This window comes from Fibrobacter sp. UWT2, assembly GCF_900142545.1.
In the GTDB taxonomy this organism is placed as follows: Bacteria; Fibrobacterota; Fibrobacteria; order Fibrobacterales; family Fibrobacteraceae; genus Fibrobacter.
The window spans coordinates 152,164-173,378 of record NZ_FRBF01000007.1 but is presented as its reverse complement, the minus strand read 5'-3'; the positions used below and the strand labels follow the sequence as shown (position 1 = coordinate 173,378).

General features: G+C 49.6%; 17 protein-coding genes and 1 tRNA gene. 14 read left to right on the top strand and 4 right to left on the bottom strand.

Annotated features, from left to right (window positions below):
* Positions 1 to 8: 8 nt before the first annotated feature.
* The 6 genes from BUA40_RS06980 (at position 9) to BUA40_RS06955 (ending at position 7,049) form a co-directional block, all read left to right on the top strand.
* Positions 9 to 1,622: a histidine phosphatase family protein gene (locus BUA40_RS06980; RefSeq protein WP_072799920.1), complete on the top strand. Its 1,614-nt coding sequence runs from the start codon at positions 9 to 11 to the stop codon at positions 1,620 to 1,622.
* Positions 1,623 to 1,714: 92 nt separating this feature from the next.
* The gene (locus BUA40_RS06975; RefSeq protein WP_072799919.1) at positions 1,715 to 2,566 is read left to right on the top strand and encodes a hypothetical protein; all 852 of its coding nucleotides are present in this window, start codon (positions 1,715 to 1,717) and stop codon (positions 2,564 to 2,566) included.
* Between the two features lie 47 nt (positions 2,567 to 2,613).
* Positions 2,614 to 2,973, top strand: coding sequence for a biotin/lipoyl-containing protein (locus BUA40_RS06970; protein ID WP_072799918.1), 360 nt, complete (start codon positions 2,614 to 2,616; stop codon positions 2,971 to 2,973).
* 13 nt (positions 2,974 to 2,986) lie between these two features.
* On the top strand, positions 2,987 to 4,147 hold the full coding sequence (locus BUA40_RS06965; RefSeq protein ID WP_072799917.1) for a sodium ion-translocating decarboxylase subunit beta: 1,161 nt from the start codon (positions 2,987 to 2,989) through the stop codon (positions 4,145 to 4,147).
* A gap of 586 nt (positions 4,148 to 4,733) precedes the next feature.
* On the top strand, positions 4,734 to 5,840 hold the full coding sequence (locus BUA40_RS06960; RefSeq protein WP_072799916.1) for an adenine-specific methyltransferase EcoRI family protein: 1,107 nt from the start codon (positions 4,734 to 4,736) through the stop codon (positions 5,838 to 5,840).
* Positions 5,841 to 5,849: 9 nt separating this feature from the next.
* A complete protein-coding gene (locus BUA40_RS06955) occupies positions 5,850 to 7,049 on the top strand; it encodes an HNH endonuclease family protein (RefSeq protein WP_072799915.1) in 1,200 nt (399 codons plus the stop codon).
* A gap of 59 nt (positions 7,050 to 7,108) precedes the next feature.
* Here BUA40_RS06955 and BUA40_RS06950 read toward each other — a convergent pair whose 3' ends face one another.
* A complete protein-coding gene (locus BUA40_RS06950; protein ID WP_072799914.1) occupies positions 7,109 to 8,008 on the bottom strand; it encodes a PD-(D/E)XK nuclease family transposase in 900 nt (299 codons plus the stop codon).
* Positions 8,009 to 8,266: 258 nt separating this feature from the next.
* On the opposite strand from BUA40_RS06950, the gene BUA40_RS06945 reads away from it, so the two are divergent.
* From BUA40_RS06945 to BUA40_RS06930, 4 genes are all read left to right on the top strand, one after another.
* A complete protein-coding gene (locus tag BUA40_RS06945) occupies positions 8,267 to 9,121 on the top strand; it encodes a TIGR02147 family protein (RefSeq protein ID WP_083585321.1) in 855 nt (284 codons plus the stop codon).
* Between the two features lies 1 nt (position 9,122).
* Positions 9,123 to 10,865: an FISUMP domain-containing protein gene (locus tag BUA40_RS06940; RefSeq protein WP_072799913.1), complete on the top strand. Its 1,743-nt coding sequence runs from the start codon at positions 9,123 to 9,125 to the stop codon at positions 10,863 to 10,865.
* A gap of 227 nt (positions 10,866 to 11,092) precedes the next feature.
* Positions 11,093 to 11,956: a TIGR02147 family protein gene (locus BUA40_RS06935; protein ID WP_072799912.1), complete on the top strand. Its 864-nt coding sequence runs from the start codon at positions 11,093 to 11,095 to the stop codon at positions 11,954 to 11,956.
* The gene (locus tag BUA40_RS06930) at positions 11,946 to 13,688 is read left to right on the top strand and encodes a hypothetical protein (protein WP_072799911.1); all 1,743 of its coding nucleotides are present in this window, start codon (positions 11,946 to 11,948) and stop codon (positions 13,686 to 13,688) included. The genes BUA40_RS06935 and BUA40_RS06930 overlap by 11 nt, the downstream gene beginning before the upstream one ends.
* Positions 13,689 to 13,754: 66 nt before the next feature.
* On the opposite strand, the gene BUA40_RS06925 is transcribed toward BUA40_RS06930, so the two are convergent.
* A tRNA-His gene (locus tag BUA40_RS06925) sits at positions 13,755 to 13,828 on the bottom strand.
* A gap of 80 nt (positions 13,829 to 13,908) precedes the next feature.
* Positions 13,909 to 14,274: a hypothetical protein gene (locus BUA40_RS06920; protein ID WP_072799910.1), complete on the bottom strand. Its 366-nt coding sequence runs from the start codon at positions 14,272 to 14,274 to the stop codon at positions 13,909 to 13,911.
* A gap of 128 nt (positions 14,275 to 14,402) precedes the next feature.
* On the opposite strand from BUA40_RS06920, the gene BUA40_RS06915 reads away from it, so the two are divergent.
* The gene (locus tag BUA40_RS06915; RefSeq protein WP_072799909.1) at positions 14,403 to 15,320 is read left to right on the top strand and encodes a ComEC/Rec2 family competence protein; all 918 of its coding nucleotides are present in this window, start codon (positions 14,403 to 14,405) and stop codon (positions 15,318 to 15,320) included.
* Position 15,321: 1 nt separating this feature from the next.
* Here BUA40_RS06915 and BUA40_RS06910 read toward each other — a convergent pair whose 3' ends face one another.
* The gene (locus BUA40_RS06910; RefSeq protein ID WP_072799908.1) at positions 15,322 to 16,083 is read right to left on the bottom strand and encodes an acyl-[acyl-carrier-protein] thioesterase; all 762 of its coding nucleotides are present in this window, start codon (positions 16,081 to 16,083) and stop codon (positions 15,322 to 15,324) included.
* A 50-nt stretch (positions 16,084 to 16,133) separates the two neighbouring features.
* On the opposite strand from BUA40_RS06910, the gene aroA reads away from it, so the two are divergent.
* From aroA to dacB, 3 genes are read left to right on the top strand one after another with little or no spacing between them, the layout of a single operon-like run.
* Positions 16,134 to 17,465 (top strand): 3-phosphoshikimate 1-carboxyvinyltransferase, encoded by a 1,332-nt coding sequence (aroA, locus tag BUA40_RS06905; RefSeq protein WP_072799907.1) that lies wholly within the window; start codon positions 16,134 to 16,136, stop codon positions 17,463 to 17,465.
* Positions 17,466 to 17,500: 35 nt separating this feature from the next.
* Positions 17,501 to 19,072 carry an extracellular solute-binding protein gene (locus BUA40_RS06900; RefSeq protein ID WP_083585320.1) on the top strand — a complete coding sequence of 524 codons (1,572 nt, stop codon included), beginning with the start codon at positions 17,501 to 17,503 and terminating at the stop codon, positions 19,070 to 19,072.
* Between the two features lie 4 nt (positions 19,073 to 19,076).
* Positions 19,077 to 21,212 (top strand): D-alanyl-D-alanine carboxypeptidase/D-alanyl-D-alanine endopeptidase, encoded by a 2,136-nt coding sequence (gene dacB / locus BUA40_RS06895; protein WP_072799905.1) that lies wholly within the window; start codon positions 19,077 to 19,079, stop codon positions 21,210 to 21,212.
* The last annotated feature ends 3 nt before the right edge of the window (positions 21,213 to 21,215 follow it).

The window sequence follows — 21,215 nt, the reverse complement described above, 5'->3', positions numbered from 1 at the left end:
GTAGGTTAATGGTAAAAAAGAAGTGGTGTGTGGAATGTTTGGTGGGTGTTTTATTTGCAACCCTGTTCATGCTGGGGTGCAGTGCAGAAAATAATGGCGGCGCCGTAAATGGAGGCGATGCAGCAAATGAGGGCTCGACAGAGGTAAAGCCTGATACTCAGGCGGTTCAAGTGCTTGAGCCAATCAAAGCGCCCCTCTATGTCTTTGAAATTCTAGAAGAACGGATTGCGGCAGCCGATTCTACTGATTCCGTTAGCGTGAACAATATATTGGATTTGTTGGCGCGTCCTCGAGTGGATCAGCACTTGATGAACCATGTCCCGTTGGATTCTGCGGTGGAACGCGCCAAGTACGAAACGCTCGCGGCGTTCGGCGTAGATTCCCTGCAGTATGCGATGGATTCTAATGGCGTACTGCTTGCCATTGCGGCGATGGTACAGAGCCGCTTGAGCAAAGAGGAAACGCAGAACTTTATCGGCACTTTGGGTGAAGACCTGAAGGGCGATGGCGTGTGGAATGACCCTAATGGGAAAATCCAAATTGCCGACTGGATTGTAGGCCTCGATAGCAACTGGCGTTATGGCGAAATTCGAAACAACGTAACGTCTGCCTACGGCGGGAACGTGCCGAACTTTGAAGGCTACATGCGCGGCTTTATTCCGCTGGCTTATGCGTTTGAAACTTGCACCGAAGTGAATGCGGGCACAGTGACTTATGTGAATCAGGGACAGAGTGCTTACTTTGCAAATGACTACGAAACGTCGGATCATTCGGCGGTGCGTTTTATTTGCGATGCAAATGGATTCCAGTGGCGCCTTGCGCAGCCCATGGAAAAAGATACGGTGGGCTTTGGCCCGGGTGAATACGACCGTGAAATCCGCGAAGGGCGCGTCATCCATGACAACTATTACATTTACGATGCCGGCGCCTGGCGCCTTGCCACCCCGCAAGAAGCCGATGGCTTTACCGACTTGGTCGAGGTTTATGCGAACTTGGCCGCCGACGAAAAGGTTGTGTTCATTATTCGCCATAGCGAACGCACCGGCGAAACGGGCGCAAAGGGTCACTTGACCGACAACGGAAAAAAGTACGCCCAGGATTTGGGAAAGCGTCTTGCCGCCGTGAATAAGGAAACCTTTTATTTCGGCTATTCGGGCTATACTCGCACCCAGGAAACCTGCGAAAACATTGCCTTGGGCTATGGGCAATCCAAGTACAGCTTGGATATCCTTCCCGGCCTCGATGGTGACTGGTACATGAAAGACAGCGTGAAATTCGAAAGCTATTCGAATTCCGATGGCGGCGGCTGGGTGGTGTGTTCCAAGTACGCCTTTTTAGGGGCCTACCCGGATGTATTCTATGACTTGGAAACGCGCAGTGAGGAACTGCTGCAAAACGAAATTCTGGCGAATTTGGGCAGAATGGGGCGTGTGAGCTTCTTGGTTTCGCACGATTACCTGGTTGTCCCGCTGCTTGCCTACACGACAAATGGGCATGCGAATGTGCGCTTTTACGAAAAATGGAAATGGGTGAATTACATGGCCGGCGTGGCCATCATTATCTCACCCGACGGCTCGGTTCGTTATATCCCCGTAAAAGGCCTCGAAACTGGGGTGATGTAGCTTTCGGCGGCGTTATCCAAACGCCGCTTTTTCTAAATTTTCGTCGCTGATTTTTACAAAACAGAAACCCAAAAGAATGGATTGAATCCAATATGAACGAAACACAGACCAATGCACCCGAAGCTCAGGAAGTGGCTCCCGCCGCTCCGGCCCAGGAAGTGCAGCAGCCGGCTCTCGTTGCTTCGAAGCCTGCAGCAAAGGTGAAGGGCAAGTTCGATGAACAACTCGGACTCATGCTCCCCTCCGATGCCGCTCAGGTTCAGGAGCAGCTTTCTATGCCGGGTATGAATGACGACATGGTTTACAAGATCGTGGAAAACCACTCTGGTAACCATTCGATTCTCTATAAGACCTACGATCAGGCAGTTCTTGCACGCGACGTTCGCGATTCTATCGAAAACGCTGGCGGCCACAAGGTGCTCCCGATCGCCAAGGCCAAGCTGGGCTCGACCTACTGCAAGGGCGAATTCTCGACCGAACAGGGTTGTAAGGGTGACTCCGACACCTTCGGTATCGGCTCCTTAATCGAATTCCAGGCAACCGGTCTTATCGTGGTGATGTGCGTCATCGTGGGCCTCACGGTGCTCTGCTACCTCATGAACTTCATTATGGCCAAGCTCGGCCTCAACAAGGACAAGGCTCCGGCACCTGCAGTTAAGGCTGCTCCGGCCGCCGCTCCCGCCGCTGCAGCACCGGTGACCATCGGTCCTGCCCACTGCGACTGGGATCCGAACGCCAAGAGCGTTCATCCGGGCTTCACCAACAAGCAGCTCCAGGCTTTCCTCGGCATTGCCGCCGTGGCAGCCCTCGAAGAACACCCGGGCATGAGCAACGACCAGTTCCTCGCCCTCGTGACCGCAGCGGCGACCCAGGCTATCGGTCAGCCCTGCCGCGTGACTGCTTACAGAAACATTAACTCTCCTGCTTGGACGATCGTCAAGTAAGGTAAACTTTTAAAACTCAACAGGCTTTTAAGCCAGGAAATATCAAAATGAAGAAAACCGTCCGTATCAGTTTCGAAGGCAAGACCTACGATGTCGAAGTAGAAGTTCTTGATTCCAATGCCGCCGTTGCCGCTGCTCCTGCTGCCGCTCCGGTCGCTGCCGCTGCTCCTGCCGCCGCTCCTGCTGTTGCCGGTGGTACCGAAGTCAAGAGCCCGCTCGCTGGCTCCGTGTTCAAACTGAAGGTCAAGGTCGGCGACACCGTCGCTGCCAACCAGGAAGTGGCTATCATCGAAGCTCTCAAGATGGAAAACCCGGTCGTCGCTCCGTGCGCCGGCACCGTGAACTCCATTGCCGTCAAGGAAACCGACACTGTCGTCGACGGCCAGACTCTCATGACCATCGCCTAAGAGGTACAGATAAATGAGTTCTCTTTTAAATTCGGTCGTTGAGTTCGCAGGCGACACCGGATTCGCATACGTCACCCCTTCGATGATCGTGATGTGGATCGTGAGTTTCGTCCTGATGTACTTGGCGATTGTCAAAAAGTACGAGCCGCTGTTGCTCTTGCCGATTTCTCTCGGCGCACTGGCGGTGAACATCCCGAGTGCGGGATTCTACGATGGTGGCTGGAGCATCGAAGGTATGTTTACCCCGACGGCTGGCCTCTATTACTACATCAGCCAGGGTATCCACCTGGAACTCTTCCCGCCCATCATCTTCTTGGGCGTGGGCGCCATGACGGACTTCGGACCGCTTATCGCTAACCCGCGTACACTGCTTCTTGGCGGTGGCGCTCAGTTCGGCGTGTTTGCGACCATGTTCTGCGCTGTGGCTTTCGGTGGCTTTACTCTCGGTGAAGCAGCCTCTATCGGTATCATCGGCGGTGCTGATGGTCCGACCTCCATCTTTACTGCAAACAAATTAGCAAAGCACCTCATCGGACCTATCGCCGTGGCAGCTTACACTTACATGGCCCTCGTTCCGCTGATTCAGCCGCCTATCATGCGCCTCATGACCAACGACAAGGAACGCAAGATCCGTATGAAGGCTCTGCGCAAGGTGTCCAAGGCCGAACGCATCGTGTTTGCCGTGATGGTGATGATCGTGTGCATCCTCGTGGTGCCCGATGCTTCTGCTCTTATCATCATGCTCATGCTCGGTAACATCTTCAAGGAATCCGGCGTTGTCGAACGCTTGGTGAAGACCTCTTCCAACGAACTCATGAACATCGTGACGATCTTCCTCGGTTCTTCCGTGGGCCTCACGATGTCTGCCGACATCTTCCTCCGTCCGCAGACCCTCATGATTATCGCTATGGGTGTGGTGGCCTTCGGTTTCTCGACCGCTGCAGGCCTCTTCCTTGCTAAGATCATGAACAAGTGCACTCCCAAGAACCCCGTGAACCCGCTTATCGGTTCTGCTGGCGTGTCCGCCGTGCCGATGGCCGCTCGCGTGTCTCAGGTGGAAGGTGCCAAGTATGACCCGCAGAACTTCTTGCTGATGCACGCTATGGGCCCGAACGTGGCTGGCGTGATCGGTACTGCAGTTTGCGCAGGTTACATGATTTCTCGACTCTCGTAGTCTGAGTGTCACCCCGTGACATTAGAACGCCCCCGACTTTGTCGGGGGCTTCTTGTTTTATTGTTGTAATAATCTATATTATTCGTTGAAAATAGGGTTTTCTCTTATTCTCTGTCTGAAACTTCGACAATTTCTACAACGGGAATAGGACGAACGCTCACGTCTGCGACTAGCTATGGCTTGCCGCATCGTTTTGCTACATGGTTTATTGCTTTTGCAATTTACTTGAATGCAAACGGCCTTTTGGGGCGTGAGTTGTTTGTGTTTATTCGTTGTGGGCAGTCGAAGGCCTCAGACAGGTAAATGCATTCAACTCCACGCCTTTTTTGTTTATCGATAAAGCATGGTTTTGTATAGAATGAGAGCAAACTCGCCGAGTTATGCTCTTGTCTCTGTCTGAAACTTCGACACTTTCTACAACGAGAATAAGACGAATACTCGCGTTAACCCATGAGTGCCATGGGTGTATTGTGTCCTGGGTGAATTGTATCCGCTCGGGATTGCGGGTTTTTGTATCGTATTGAAATCGTCGTGCTTTTAGCTCCAGCAGGAGTGAACTCGTTCACTCTCTGCATGGAGCAACACGATGGCAAACGAATCGCTGAGCAAAGCTAAAGACGCAAAAAATGATGAGTTTTACACGCAGTTTGCGGATATTGAAAAAGAAATGAATGCCTACTTGGAATACGATGAAAATGTATTCCGGAATAAGACGATTTTGTTGCCATGTGATGATCCGGAGTGGAGTAATTTTACCCGCTATTTTGCGCAGAATTTTGAAAAGCTCGGCTTGAAGAAATTGATTTCGACATCTTATGCGATAGAATCAAAAAAGTATAAAGTCATGGATTGGCAACCGACTTTGTTTGAACAGCAGGCCCCTTGGTTTGATGTGGATAAGTCAAAAATCAAGGGCAAAATCTTTACGCTTGATCACGACACTAATAGGAACGGTCGGATTGACATAGAAGATTTGGAATGGAAGTATCTTGAAGGAGATGGTGATTTTCGCTCTGAAGAAATCAAGCGGTTGCGTGATGAAGCAGACTTTGTCATAACAAATCCGCCATTCAGTTTATTTAGGGAATTTCTTGCATGGATTATGGAGGCTAGGAAAAAGTTTGTCATTGTTGGCAATATGAATGCTATTACATATAAAGAAGTTTTTCCTCTATTAAAGGATAACAAAGCCTGGCTTGGCAATGGATTTCATGCGGGGAATGCCTATTTCCGCGTAATTGACACTGCTAATGCGGGAAAATATGCTAATGGTGTTTTTGATGATTCTACAGGGCTTGTGAAATTTAGAAATTGTTGCTGGTTTACAAATGTTGAACATGGGCGGCGCCATGAACCATTGTCTTTGATGTCTATGCAACAGAACCTTAAATTCTCTAGGCATAAAGAAATAAAAGAGAAAGGATATTTGCATTACGATAACTATGATGCTATTGAGGTCCCTTACACTGACGCTATCCCCAATGATTATAAAGGTGTAATGGGTGTGCCAATTTCTTTCTTGGATAAATATTGCCCAGAACAATTTGAAATTTTGGGAATCAGTCTGGAACTTGCAACAACAAAGCCTGCAGATTTGCCTAAGGCGAAACAAGGAGGTCCTGCTTTCTATATAAAAGAAAATGGAGAATACCAAAGACTTTATTGCCGTATTGTAATCAAGGCAAAAGGGTAGGTATACATTATGAAAACAGAACTCAGAAAATACTCCGTCAAAGATATCTGCGAAGGTTTCGTCTATAACGAACTCGAAGGTAAAGGTTTGTTCGGTCTCTCCGGTAAACTCACAATTCAGCCGGAATATCAGCGTAATTACATCTACGCTGATGGGAAAAAGGATGTTGCAGTCATAGACTCTATGCTCAAGGGGTATCCGCTAGGGCTTATCTATTTCAACAAAGTGGATGATGAGCATTTTGAAGTGCTGGATGGTCAACAGCGAATTACATCTATCGGACGATTCGTCAAGGGAAAGTTTGGCGTTGCGGATGCAAATGGCATACCTCAGTATTTCTCCGGGCTTCCTGCAGAAAAACAGAAACAGATTGAAGACTACGAATTACTTGTTTATGTTTGTGAGGGTGAAGAAACTGAAATCAAGGAGTGGTTCAAAACCATAAACATCGCGGGAGTCCCGCTGAATGAACAGGAATTGTTGAACGCCATTTTCTCGGGTCCATTTGTAACGGCAGCCAAGGCTGAATTCAGCAATTCCAAGAATGCCAATGTGCAGATGTGGCAAACTTATGTACGAGGAGAACCGAACCGCCAGGGAATTTTAAGCGTTGCTCTTGATTGGGTTAGTGGAGTAATGATTTCTGAAGAAGAAGCGAAAAAGTATAAGTTGTCCAAGAAAGACTCTTATATGGCGAAACATCGCCGTGATGCCAATATTGACGAACTGAAAACCTATTTCAATACGGTCATTGATTGGGCGTCAAGCGTTTTTGACATGACGGAAAGCGAAATGTGCGGGCTTGAATGGGGAAGGCTTTATGAAGTCTATCATAAAAACGCCTATAGTCCCAAAACCGTTTATGATAAAGTGATGTCGTTGTATGCGGATCCCTATGTGAAAGATCGCAAGGGGATCTTTGAGTATGTGCTCGGTGGTGAGGTAGATAAAAAGCTCTTGAATATTCGCGTGTTTGACGAAGCCACGAAGAAAAGTGTTTATACTGTGCAGACAGCCAAGGCGCAGTCGGCGGGTATTTCTAACTGCCCATACTGCGCTATGTCCGATAACGCAAATAAGAATAAAATTTGGAAACTTGCTGATATGGATGCCGACCATGTGACTGCTTGGAGTAAAGGTGGTGCCACCGATCGAGCTAACTGCGAAATGCTCTGCAAGTCGCATAATCGGGCGAAAGGGAATAGGTAAGTGTATTATAAAATGAAAAAGGCAGTCAAATGACTGCCTGAAATTTTTGGTTGGGGTGGTTATAATGCGCGAATCTCTTCTTCTGAAAGATTGGTTGTTTCGGCAATAATTGAAATGTCAACGTTTTTATCGCGCATTTTCTTTGCGATTTCCCGCTTTTCTTCATACCTTTCAATCGCCTTGTCTACGTCACTCATGTCTACAGTCATAAGATACCTCGCACTAAAGTTACACAATTTTACTTCGTTTTGCAAGACATTGAATACAGGATCGTTTGCGAATTCGCTGAAATCGCCTTCGTTGTTCAGTGTGTCGATAGCGCGGAGCCACTGAGCAAGACGGCTGTTGTCGTTGGCAAATCTCTGGGGATTTTTGAGAAACTTGGCTACTTCAATTAAGGTCACTGTCTGACGGTCAAAATAGATCCGCTGCTCTTGGTTTTTCAGCTGAACCGTCTGTCGGTAGTTCGGAGAGCCGGCAAAAGCATCAAAAAACAGGAAACTTACCACATTTAAATTATCAAGGCACGGAATTTCCCCTGCTTTCACCATATTGCTCGTAAGGCGAGCGACGTAAAGTACCAAACGTTCCCTAAATAGGGACTTGTGCTCATGTTGAACCTCGATAGAAATTCGGTCACGAGGAAAGTTCCCGTTACGATCGTTCGTCAGCAAAATGTCCGGTTCAGTACTGCGATAACCCAATTCTCCAGGAATAAACGGGTTAACGAGTTTCGGATTATCAATGCGGTCGGAACCGATAAGGTTCAAAGCTGCGTTTATGAGGTCTGTCGTGAGCATCAGGTTCTTTTCGCTGGCAAGGATTTTTTTGATACAGCCGTCGTTATAGAAATACACATTTCTGTGTTCAAACTTCTTGACGAATGCGTCAATATCTTGCCCTTTTTCTTTGGTTTCTTTGAGTTTTCCGAGAAATTCTGCGAAATCTTCTCTTGTCATTTGTTTTTTTCCATTTTTTTTCGGGAAAGCCTCCCGCGAGCGAATAGAGAGAATCCCTATTCTTGTATATACACGCTTTTTTCAGGCGTTTGAATGCCAAGTTTGATGTAAAATTTGTTTCATGGATTTTGAACTTTGTTTTATAGTTTGCTAAAAATTTTTGCATTTGGATACAAAGTGGCTAAATTCGCTTAAAAACGTCAATTTTGTTTTAAGAAAAATATTGCATGGCAGTTTTTAAAATTCTATTTTATAGTCATGATGAAATCAGTTATTGAATACAAGGACTATCGCGAGTATGTACTCGATTACTACCGCGAGCGCAAGCGCACCTCGGCGTTTACATGGCGCGAGTTTGCGAAGATTGCGGGTTTCGCATCGGGGTCGTACCTGAAGCTTGTTTGCGACGGTAAGACCCGCCTTCGGGAGGAAGGGGCAAAGAAAACGGCCTTGGCAATGGGGTTGCTGGGGTTTGAGTTCGACTACTTCGTTTTGATGGTTCGATACGAAAACGTAAAGACGGATCGAGAGAAAAAGAAATGCTTCGAAGAAATGGAGGCATTGAGTTCTGCGCATCACGTGAAGATTCTGGGCAGCGAAATGTACACGTTCTACGAAACGTGGAAACATTCCGTGGTCCGTGAATTGGCCGTGGCGATGCCCGGGGCGAAACCGCACGAAATCGCGAAGGCTTGCCGGTTGCCTATTTCGGCGGCTGACGTAAGCAGCAGCTTGCGATTCCTTTTGAATGCCGGATTCCTGACGATAGATGCCAAGGGCATTTATCACCAGACGACGCATTCGATTACGACGGGGCGCCTAAAGGTGGTTTCGGTGGCAGTGCATTCGCTGCTGCGCCAGATGGGCGAATTTGCGCTCGAAGCTCTGGACAAGTTGCCCATTTCGGAACGCCACTTTAGCGGCGTTACCATGGGGATGACTGCCGAAAGTTATGAAAAGGTCGTCGAAGAACTCACGGAGTGCCGCAAGCGCATCGTGTCGATTGTTTCGGCTGACAAAAAAGTGGAAAAGGTCTGCCGCTTGAATATGCAGCTTTTCCCCCTCTCAGAAAATTTAAATTGTAACCCGACCGATTTGGGTAAAGGAGTATAAGATGAACCACTATTTAAACGAAAAAAAGACAGGGGCGGTCTGGGCTCTTGCTTTGACGGCGCTACTCGGTGCCTGCTCCAATATGGAGTCCTCTGGCACAAGCGAAGAAGCGGAAGGCGTTATCGCCATTGCCGACAAGAAGATTGCTGGCGTATCGCAGAAGGGTCCTTTTATCAAGGGCTCCGAAGTGATTCTCAGGGAAACCTCGAAGGATGGCAATTTTGAACCCACCGGTCGAGAATTCTATACCCATACTATCAGCGACAAGGGTGATTTCAAGATTGACAGTATCAATCTGGAAAGCCAGTATGTGCTTATTTCTGTGGAAGGCCGTTACCGCCACGAGCACAACAACGAAATTTCTAGCTGTCCTATGCGTCTCAATGCGGTTTCCGACTTGGAAAAGCGCGAAACCGTAAACATCAACCTCTTGACTCATTTTGAATACAAGCGTGTGCTGAATTTGGTCAAGGAGGGCAGCTCCTTTGCCGAGGCCAAAAAGCAGGCCGCAAAGGAAGTCCTTGGTGCATTCGGCGTCAAGATCGATGTTTCTTCTGCAGAAGACTTGAACATCTACAATTCTACGGATGGCGACAGAACTCTGTACAATATCAGCCGAATTATAGATGAACAGCCTGAATGGAATTATTGGCGCGATTGGTATAATGCTGATGACGATGTCGATTGCTCCAAATTGCAAGCTTACGTCGATGGGTTTGCCAATGATTTTGCCGATGATGGTGTTCTCGCTGATTCGATTATGCAGGATCTCGTCGGAGAGGGCTATAGCTCTGCCAAGGAATGGAGCAACATGATGGATGTCGATGAAGACGATATCAAGCGAAAGGACGAGTCTGATCCGGATGGTATCAGTATCCGTTTCTTGAAGAGCGAATATGATTTCGGTATTCTTGTCTTCTTGAATTATATGGAATTGGAACTCTGTACAAACGATCTTTGGGGCGAATACAGAAAACTCAATAAGTCCATGGTGCTTTACGGCGAACTGATTGATTCGAGCTACTACTTCCTTTGCAACGGTTATTATTGGGACTTGACGACAAAAGATCATATCGATTCTCTCAAGCTTCCAATTGACCATGAAATGGGAACCATGACCGATCCTCGCGATGGACATGAGTACAAGACGGTCAGCTTTGAATACGAAGGGAAAACGCATGAATGGATGGCGGAAGACCTCAAGTACGATTCTGATGGACGCTATACCTGGACAACCGCCATGCAGATTGACGATAAGTTCATGAATGAAGTGGTTGAAGATAGCGTGATCGACGAAGTTCACCAGGGTATCTGTCCCGATGGCTGGCATGTGCCTAGCATAGACGAATGGGATGTCTTGATTGATTATGTCGGTGGAATCAACAATCTGCTTAACGAAAAATGGAGATCCTATGTTTTGGAAGCCGCCTTTGGTAAAGATTTGATCGGCGTGTTCTACAACAGGTTTGATTTCAATCTGACGCCGACGGATACGGTATACTTGGAAGTCCATTACCATTCTTATAAGCATAGCTCCTATTATATGAGTGAGCCCGATGAAGTCGATATGTTGTACTATCAATACCTGCTTGAAACAGCAAAGGATGATGAAGAACTCGAAGAAGTTCAAGAAAGGCTTCATCCGACGCCGGTTGGTGAGTATGGGGTAGAATTGTCTGTCGAACGCTACTATACTGAACGAGAACCGCTAAAAGAAGCTTACGTGCGTTGCGTAAAGAACTAAAGTGAAATTCATTCCCCCGATTTGGACCCGAGTGTTTAGGGCAGGGGGATGGTTAGGAGAGGAAACCTCGCTAGGATACTAGCGAGGTCTTTTTTTTGTGTTCTTGGAATACAAGTTGTGTTCTAAAAATTGCTAAAAATTTTAATAATTGGGTTAAATTCGTAAAATTTGAATAAAATTTGATAATTTGTGTTCCAAAAATAGAGAAATAGTCTATATTTGTGTTCATGAAGGAGATTATAGAATACACAGATTACCGCAAGTTCATCCAGGATTACTACGATGAACGTAAGCGTACTTCTGCGTTTACCTGGCGAGACTTTGCGCGAGACGCGGGGTTTTCGTCGGCGGTTTATCTGAAGTATGTCTGCGAGGGAAAGAAAAACCTCAGCGTAGGGGCTGCAGGTTCCGTAGCGAGTGCTATGGGGTTGGTGGGGTTCGAACACACGTACTTTGTGCTGATGGTTTCGTACGCGCATGCGAAGGGGGACGAGGCGAAACGAGCCGCGTTCGAGGAACGCTGTGCGCTTGCGAATGCTCACAAGGTGCGTGTGTTGGGGGGCGAAGAGTTCAATTATTTTAAATCGTGGAAAAACGTGGTGCTGCGAGAACTTGCGCCAAGTATGCCCGGTGCAAAGCCGCTAGAAATGGCGAAGGCCTGTAAGCAGCCGATTACTGCGGCCGAGGTCTCTGAGACGCTCGACTTTTTGCTGCGCGCCAAGCTTCTCACAAAAGACAAGGACGGAAATTACCACCAGACGGACAAGGCCGTTTCGATCGGCTCTGTTGATGCTGTGCCGGTGGCGGCCCGCGATTTGCAACGCCAAATGGCGGAGTTTGCTGTCAAGGCGGTGGGCTTGCCGCAGTCGGAACGCGATATGTCGGGCCTTACCATGGGAATTACGCATCGCGCTTACGAACGTATCAAGAAAGAACTTGCGGATTGCCGTCGCCGCATTATGGCCATTGTTACCGAAGACGACGATACGGAACAGGTGTACCGCTTGAACTTGCAACTGTTCCCGATGAGTGAAAGTTTGAAGAAAGACGATAAGGGTATCCCCAAAAAGGAAGGAGATCATGAAGAATAACTTGTGTAAGGCGACCAAGAAAGGCTTGGCCGTTGTTTCTGCAATGATAGGTATGTCGGTGCTGTTTGCCGCATGCTCTACTACTGAAGACGATCGCATTTCGGGAGGCGTCTCGGAAGATGCCGGCTTTGTGGCCGATGTGGCGGGCGTTGCACAGAAGGGCCCGTTCGTAAAGGGCTCCGCTGTGACGGTCCGCGGTATCGACTGTAAGACGCTGGAATTCACGGACCAGGTCTTTGAAGGCGTTATCAAGAGCGACAAGGGTGACTTTGCCCTCGATAGCGTTGCCCTCGATTCTTCTTGCGCAGTCATCGAAGTTTCTGGTAAGTACCTGAACGAAGTCACGGGCAAAAAGACGGAAGACGAATTGACGCTGCGTGCGCTGACGGACCTCAAGGATCGCGAAAACGTGAACGTCAACTTGCTCACGAACCTGGAATACGAACGCGTGATGCACCTTGTGAAAGAAAAGAACAATACCCTCGCCAAGGCGAAAGCCCAGGCCGAAAGCGAAGTTCTCGCAGCCTTCGACATCAAGGGTGAATTCGGTGAGTTCGAAAACTTGAACCTCTTTGAATCGGGCGATGGCAACGCGGCGCTCTTGGCCGTAAGCGTGATGATGCAGGGCGACGCCGATGCGGCTGGTCTTGCCAAGCGTCTCGACAAGTTCGACGATTCCTTTGCCGAAAGCGGTGAATGGAAGGACTCCGAAACGAAAAAGGCTATTGCGGAATGGACTGCCGAAGCTTCGGCAAACGGTGATCTTGAAACGATCCGCAAGAATATCGAAGGTCTGGATTACGCCGATGAAATCCCCGCCTTTGAAAAGTACATTCCCGCTGTTGAAGCCACTGACTCGACCGAGGAAAGTTCTTCGTCTTCCATCGAAGAATCTTCTTCTTCTGCCGCGCAGGATTCGATTGAAGAAATCGTCTCCTCTTCTTCGAAGGAAGATCCGCGCGACAGTACGGTGACATCTAGCAGTAGCGAAGCAAAGTCCGATACGGTGTCTTCGAGTTCTGCGGTGCCGCCGGTGTCGAGTTCGTCTGTTCCTGATTCGTTGGTTTCTAGCTCGTCCGTACGCGATTCGCTTTCGCTGGATAGCCTGCGCTCTTCGAGTTCTGTAGTGCCGAAGGATTCAACGGTCCGCGATACAGCAGTTCGCGATACTTCCGCTCGCGATACGGGCTCCGTAAAGCCGGATACTTCGGCTACGGCGAATGATACTGCATGTACCGATACGAAATTCCCCTATGAAATGGAATACTTGATTGGAAACGGTTATGAAGTTGTGAGTGCACGATGTGTGGGAGATTCCATCGTTGTGGATTGGAGATCGCAACACGTGATTCACGAAATAGAGGTAAGCGATTCGGGAACCTATGTATTCTCGACGGATTATGAAAAGGATGTGATGGACAGCTTGGCTCGTTTAAGGTCGGAATGGCTGGACGAGGGCTCGGGCTTTGTGTCTCGTGGATCAATTAATGCAGATAGGGACGAATTGGCGATGGATGTGTATGGTTATTCGTACTCGGATCGCGGCATTAACGCCAGTATGGGTCGGATTGACAATGTCACGTCACTTTATTCGTTCACAATGAACTTGAAGTATGCGGCGTATTTTATTCGTGCGTTCTCTGCGCCGGAAGTATTGGTGGCCGCAAGTGGATCTAGGACAGTCCGCTATGGGTTTGTTGTAGAGTTGTCTGCAATCTATTTGTCAAAGTGAAGTTAGGTAAAAAAATCTCCATACCTAAGAAAAAAGACCTCGCAAACTGCGAGGCCTTTTTTTAAGGGTGGGTGACCGGACTCGAACCGACAACATCCAGAATCACAATCTGGGACTCTAACCAATTGAGCTACACCCACCATGATTGTGAGCCCAAATATAAAAAAGCCACCCCGATTTTCAAGGGTGGCCCTGCAATTTTTTTGTAAAATGCGCCTTTTTAGTCGTTTTTCAGCTTCGAAATGATGCGCAGGTAGTTGGCGCGCTTGAAATCGTTGCGGTGTTCTTCGCAGAAACGGGGGTAAATGTACTGCTTCGGGAACACGCGGATGGTGAACAGCTCGTTGCAGCCTTCGAGGCAGCACTTGAAGGTGAGGTCCATGGATTCCGTGTAGTTGTGGCGGAAGATGATGTTCTTGGACTCGATGTTGTCCACATCCTTCTTCTGCTTCTGGCGCTGCTTGATATCGCGGTGCAATTCGCAGTACTTGGCGATCGGGTGGCCCCAGAATTCGCGGCCGCAGCCGGGTTCCTGACAGACTTTCAGCTTGATACGCTTCTTCTTTTTGTACTTAGGTAATTGCATAAAAACCTCGGTTTAGGGGTAAATATAGTAAAAATTCCAACTAATGCCGTTTTTTAGGCCGAATTTGAACGGTTTTGCTGATTATGGCGTGTATATAAGAGAGACCTTTTTGAAAAAGGAAGCCTTTTATGCATGTTTCACGAAAATCTAATCGCTGCATTTTCCTATGGGTTTTGCTTTGTGGCGCCCTTTGGAGCGCCGTTTTTGGCCTGCTTTTTTCGGGGTGCACCTATGATTCCGGTTGGGGCGGTGCGTCCGAACCGGTTCGCATCACGTTTTTGGATGTGGGGCAGGGGCTTGCCGTACTGCTGGAAAACGAGGGGAGGTTTGCCCTGTATGACACGGGACCCGACTCCGCCGGACTGATGGATACGCTTGCGGCGCGCGGGGTCGATTCGCTCGACTGGGTGCTGGTGAGCCACTTTCACCGGGACCACGGCGGTGGGTTTATGGAAATGGGGGCGGCAATCGAGTCGGGGCGGCTCAAGGTCGGACGCCTCTTGGTGGGGTTAGACACCGCGGTGGGCTTCGTGAGCGATAGCGTCTTTAAGGTGGTGCGGCGGTACAGGATTCCGGTCGATACGCTAGTGCGCGGCGATTCGGTGTACTTTGCCGAGGGGCTAAGGCTTGAATGTCTGTGGCCTGTAAGTTACGGACGCTTTGGCGAAAATCGGGCTAGTGTCGTCCTTATGGGTTCTATGGTGGGGCCGCAGGCGGGGCGTGAAAGTTCGTTCCTGCTTACGGGTGACTTGGATTCCGTTGGCGAAAATCGCTTGATGGAACTTTCCCGCGATTTGTCGGTAGACTTGCTGCAAGTCGGGCACCATGGTTCCGCGGGCAGTAGCGGACTCCAGTTCCTGGCGCGGGTGTCGCCAAGGTATGCGGCTGTCGGCGTCGGTAAAAACAACCGTTACGGTCACCCTAAAGAAGAGGTGCTGAACAAGCTCCGCATCATAACGGGTGATTCGTCGGCGGTATACCGTACCGACTTGCACGGGAGCTTTAGTTTTGAAATGTGGCCCGGCGTCGGGCTGATTGTTCCTTGACTTAGCCCCTGAAACCGACGCGTGCTTGGAAGTGGCAACGGTTGGTGGTGGGGCTTTTTTCCATATCGGCGTTCATGCCGAAGAATACGGCGTGGTGGTTCGTGTCCTTGAAACGGATGATGTTCACGTTTGCGTCGAGTGGCACCTGGTTCACGAAGTTCAGCTGCAACGAACGGATACCGCGTTCCTTGATTTCTTCTTTGCTAAGGCAATCGAGAATCCATTCTACATAGCGACAGTGGTTTACGTGGTGGTTTAGGTCCAGGTCGCTATTGCGGGCGCGTTCCGTATAAACTAATTGTGGATCTTCTCCCATGGGCAAAACCGAGAGCATTTCCGGCAGGGCGCTCTTTTCGAGCTGGATGGGGAAGGGGTACGGGCTGTTAGAAGGGGGCTCGGCAAAGCCGGTCTTCAAGTTCACCAGAATCCAGGAGGAAGTGCCTTCGGCAAGGGCGTGACCCTGGCTGTCGACAACGGCGTAGTCTTTCAAGACAACCTTGTCTTTATAGATTTCCTTGATCCAGGTGGAAACGTGAAGGTCTTCTCCCATGAGCGGAGTATGATTGATGCGGACCTTCATGCGCGTAATGGCCGAAGTGTAGCCGGCCTTGATCATGCGCCATAGGCCAAATCCGCCTCGCTCGGCGTCGGCTATGGCTGCCTCTTCCATGAACTGGAATAGGCGCGAAAGCTTGAGTCTGCCGTATTCGTCGCAGTCCGAAAAGCGTACGGTGAATTTGAGGTCTGTGATTTCGCTCATCATTTAGCGCTCCATATAGTCTATTGGACTATTTAATTTATAAATTTATCGGCATGGATACACCTTTCTTTCGCCCCAGTCATATTCAGATTCCTGCTTTGTCGTCTTATAACGGAGAACTTCGCGTCCCGGGTTCCAAGAGTATTACCAACCGTGTGCTTTTGGTGTCGGCCCTTGCCGAAGGAACTACCCGTTTGCACAACTTGTTGAAGAGCGATGATACCCGCTATATGGGCGAGGCTCTCAAGGCGCTTGGTGTCAAGGCGGATATGACCGATGACTTTACCGAAGCCGAAATTGAAGGTAACGGCGCCCCTATCGATGCTCCGTCTGTCTTGATGGAAAACGACAACTATGTGGCAGGTCTTTACCTGGGTAACGCAGGCACGGCCATGCGTTCGCTTTGTGCCGCCTTGGCTTTGGGTAGGGGAGTGTTCCATTTGAGTGGCGAAGAACGCATGAAGGAACGTCCCATCCGCGACTTGGTAGATGCGCTCCGCATGCTGGGTGCCGATATCGATTATATGGAAACGGAAGGTTTCCCGCCGGTGTGCATTAACGCTCACGGTCTCAAGGGTGGATCTGTCACGGTTCGTGGCAATATTTCGAGCCAGTACCTGACGGCACTTTTGATTTGCGCCCCTTATGCGGAATCTCCGCTTCACATTCATGTGGAAGGCGAACTGATTTCTGCTCCTTATATTCTTTTGACGCTCGATGTCATGAAACATTTCGGCATCGAAGTCAAGCATGCCGACCTTAAGGATTTCTATGTGCCCAAGGGCGTTTACAAATCTCCGGGTGACTATATGGTCGAAGGTGATGCAAGCTCTGCCAGTTACCCCCTCGCCGCTGCGGCCATTGCCGGTGGCAAGGTTCGCGTGCTGGGCGTAGGTTCCGAATGCCGTCAGGGCGACATCGCCTTTGTCGAAGTCATCAAGAAGATGGGTGCGACTGTGACGATGGGCCCCGACTGGGTAGAATGTGTCGGTCCTCAAGGCAAGCTCAAGAGCCTTGGTGAATTCAACGCCATCGAGATTCCCGATGCAGCTATGACGGTTGCGGTGCTCGCCTTGTTTGCTGACGCCCCCATGACCATTTCGGGCATTGCCAGCTGGCGTGTCAAGGAAACGGACCGTATAGCGGCCATGGCGGCTGAACTCCGCAAGGTAGGCGCCGAAGTTCGCGAAACCAATGATTCCATTACGATTACACCGCCGGCTCAGCTGCAGCCTGCGACTATCGAGACTTACAACGACCACCGCATGGCCATGTGCTTTAGCTTGGTGGCTCTTGGCGGCGTCCCCATCAAGATTATGGACCCCGCTTGCATCAACAAGACGTATCCGCGCTACTTTGACGATTTTTTGAAAATTGCCCACTAGTCGATAAAGGTTAATTAGTATCTTAGAGTAGAACCATGAAGAAGCGTATTTGCGGCATAGCTTTATTGGTAATGGGTCTCGCCTTGTGCGGGGTTGCTCATGCTGTGCCGGAACTGAGGGCTATGCCGACGCCCCCCGATACGCTCGTGCTTTGGGTTATGGACCAAGATATTAATGCAGGCACGGCTCTTCAAAAGTTGATGAAGAAGTATACGCGCCAAAGTGGCATTCCGGTCAAGATTCGGTTCGTGGATTGGGGTGTCGCCTTCGCCGAACTCAACAAGGTTTTGGTAAACGACGCTGGCCCGGGGACCGATTTCCCGGATGTGTTGCAACTGGGCTCGAGCTGGGTGCCGTACTTTGCCAAGGCCGGCATGATTAGCCCTGTCACAGAATTGTTAGACGCTGTCGATACAAGTCGCTTTTATCCGGAGGCCATGAAATCTGGCCATATCGGTCGCGATACTCTAGTGTACTCAATTCCGTGGTTCCTCGACATTCGTGGGTTCTTCGCGAACGAACGTATTTGGTTGGAACTGGGACTGCACGATACTGAAATTGAAACTTACCCGCAGTTCTTTGGCGTGCTCCGTGCCATTTCGGAAGCCAAAGTGACTAACCGGCAAGATGTTGAGGTGGTGCCGTTTGAATTTGGCGTGAAGGACGACTGGACGGGCTATCAGCAGATGTCTCCGTTCCTCTGGAATTACGGAGGTGACTTCGTTGCAGAAGTCGATAGCGGTTACCGCAGTGCCCTGGCAGACCCATTGACGCTGGTGGGACTTTGTTTTTATTTGAAATTGTTGCGCGACCATGACGTATCGCCGTACAACCTCAAGGAAAATTCGGCCCAGAGTGCAGACCGCTTTGTGCGTTCCGAACAGTTGATGATTTTTGGTACGTCCGAATTGATCCGCAAAATTGAATTCGACACGGAAATGGGCGGCTTGAGAGATAGCCCGCTCGCCAAAGACGGCTTGATTACAGTGACCGGTCCCAAGGGCCCGTACGGCAATTTCTCGTTTGTGGGCGGAAGCCATTTGACGCTCCCGAAGAACAGCAACCCGATCAAGCATCTAAAAGCCCGCGATTTGTTCCTGTTCATGCTCCGTGCGGACAATATCGATTTCTATTCCAGACAGTGCGGCTTCATTCCGCCCGACAAGAGCCTGATTCGAATCTGGATGCAGGATCCTCGCTACAATCATTTGATTGACGGTCTCGAAAATCATGGCCGTAGTAGCCAAAACATTCCGGAATGGAGCGAAATCGAAATGACGGTGAACAGCATGGTGTCTGCCATCGCGAGTACATTGCTCAAGCAAGATTCTTCCGTGAACGAAGAAATTGCGAGTCACGTGTTTGATGCTCACCAGAAAATCAATGGCATTTTGGGGTACAAAGACTCCGAAACGGAATCCGCTGTAAAGCACCGTATTCTTGCGGCTTTGGAAACCCCGGTCGAAGAAACCAAGTACGAAAAGGGTTTCGGTTCGGTCAGCGTGCAGCCTGAATTTAGCTTGCGGCTTATTGTGGTGATTTCTTTGGGAGCTGTTGCGGTCGTGCTATTGTTGGTGTTCTCTATTCGTCGGTTCCGCAAGCGCTAGAATTATGCGAAATATTTTTGCCTTAATTGGATTCTTTACAACTGTCGCTCTTGCCAATTTTCAATTGGATTCGTTCCAGATGTATGTGGATTCCGTAGTGCCGGGATCCCGTTATGGTCTTTCGATACGCTCGGTCAAGACAGGCAAGGAATTGGGAAACATTCGCGGGGTGGAAAAGTTTACTCCGGCAAGTACGCTTAAGACTTTGACGACTGCGGCGGCGGTGCATTATCTGCCGCTCGATTACGCTCCCAAGACAGATGTCTCGCTCAATGGTAGCGTGCGCAAAAAGACTTTTATTGGTGCGGTCAATGTACGCGGTGGCGGTGATCCGAATTTTTCGGGACGCTACTATGCTGACCCGTTCCATATGATTTATGCCATGGCCGATTCTATTCACGCCTTGGGAATAGATTCCATTTCGGGAAAGATAAACCTGGATTCTAGCTACTACAAGGGTCCGTGGCGTGCTGAACACTGGCGCAAGAATTTTTATGATGCCTGGTATGGCGCCGAAATTGCGCCTCTCGGTTTTAACGATAACTGCACCATGATCCGCTTTAAGCCGGGCTTGAAGGTGGGCGACCCCGCTCGTGCCGAAATTCAGCCTGATGTGGGTTATGTTGTCTTGAAAAATGAGATGATTACGGTGCCGGGCAAAAAGCGCAAGTGGACTTGGGCGCTCGATTCTGCAAAGCCTGAAATTACCATTGGCGGCGCTATCGGCATTGGTGTCGATTCAAGCCAGTTGGTGCTTCCGGTGCGTAACCCGATTGCTTATTTTAAGGCGGCCTTTGTGCATGCCCTCAAGGAACGCGGAATTGCCTTTGCCGAAAAGCAGGATGTCCCGGATGGCATTCAGATTGCATCTTATTCTTTCTCGGCGGCGCCCTTCTTGAGCATCCTCGACGAGATCAATCAGCGTAGCCAGAATATGCATGCCGAAACCATTTTCCGCAACTTGGGCGCTCAAAAGTCGGGCGTGGGTAGCGTTGAAAGTGGCCGTGCTGCAGAGATGAAATTCCTTGCCGAAATGGGGATTGATTCTACGGACTTTGAAGTGTGGGACGGTTGCGGACTTTCGCCTAAGAACAAGGTGAAACCTTCGACGGAAACGGCGATGCTTGCCAAGATGGCTCGCCACCCCAAGGGTCGTTTTTATATCAACAGCTTTGCAGGCCCGGGTATCGGTACCGGCGGCAAGCGTATGCTTGATTTGCCTTACCCCTGGCTCACCCGATTCAAGACGGGCTTTATCGGTGAAGTCCATGGTCTAGTGGGTTACATTTATGCGCTCGATGGCGATACTTTGGCTGTGGCCATGTACTTGAACGAAACTGGCAAGAATCCGGATTCCCAGTTGAAAGATGTGCTGGATACTTTGTGGAGTAGGCTAGTGTATCGTACTAACGACAACTATGCCTCTCTCATGAGAATGAAGCAGATGTGGCTTGCTGCCCAGAATGTGGCTGGCCTGACTGCAAGATTGGATTATTTTTCGAAGGCTCTGAAGGGGACTCCTTACAAGCTTGGTCCCATGGGTGAAAGCTATGTGGATCCCATCGAAAACAAGCCGTTGGTGTATATGGATTCGGTCGACTGTGTCACCTATCTGGAACACGCTCTTGCGATGGCGATTGCGCCTAGCGAAAATGAAATCTTTAGTACGCTCCAGAAAATCCGTTATAAGGGCGGTAAAATCGGTTACGTGAACCGCAAACATTACCTGTTGGCTGATTGGGTAGGCGATGGCAAGTTTGCTCGCGTGATGCAGGTGCCGGGCGATACGGTGGTGAAACGTACCATTCCCAAGCAGAATTTTTTCAAGGCGAAAAAGATCAAGTACGACACTCCCGATGCTCCGATGGACTTGCGCTACTTGCCGTACAATCGCGCCGTGGAAATGGCCTCTAAGCCTTACTCCGGTCCTCTGATGGTGACGGGTGTGGCCTTTGTCGCAAGTGCGAATGACTTGGATGCAACGCATACGGGCTTTGTGATTTTCCGTAACGGTGAACTTCCGAAACTTCGTCACGCTGCCTTCAAGAAGCAGGTGATTGAATTGACTTTGAAAGATTACCTGGCAAGCCGCAAGGGCAAGCTTCCCGGTATCACTCTCTTCGAGTTCCTGAAGCAATAGGAT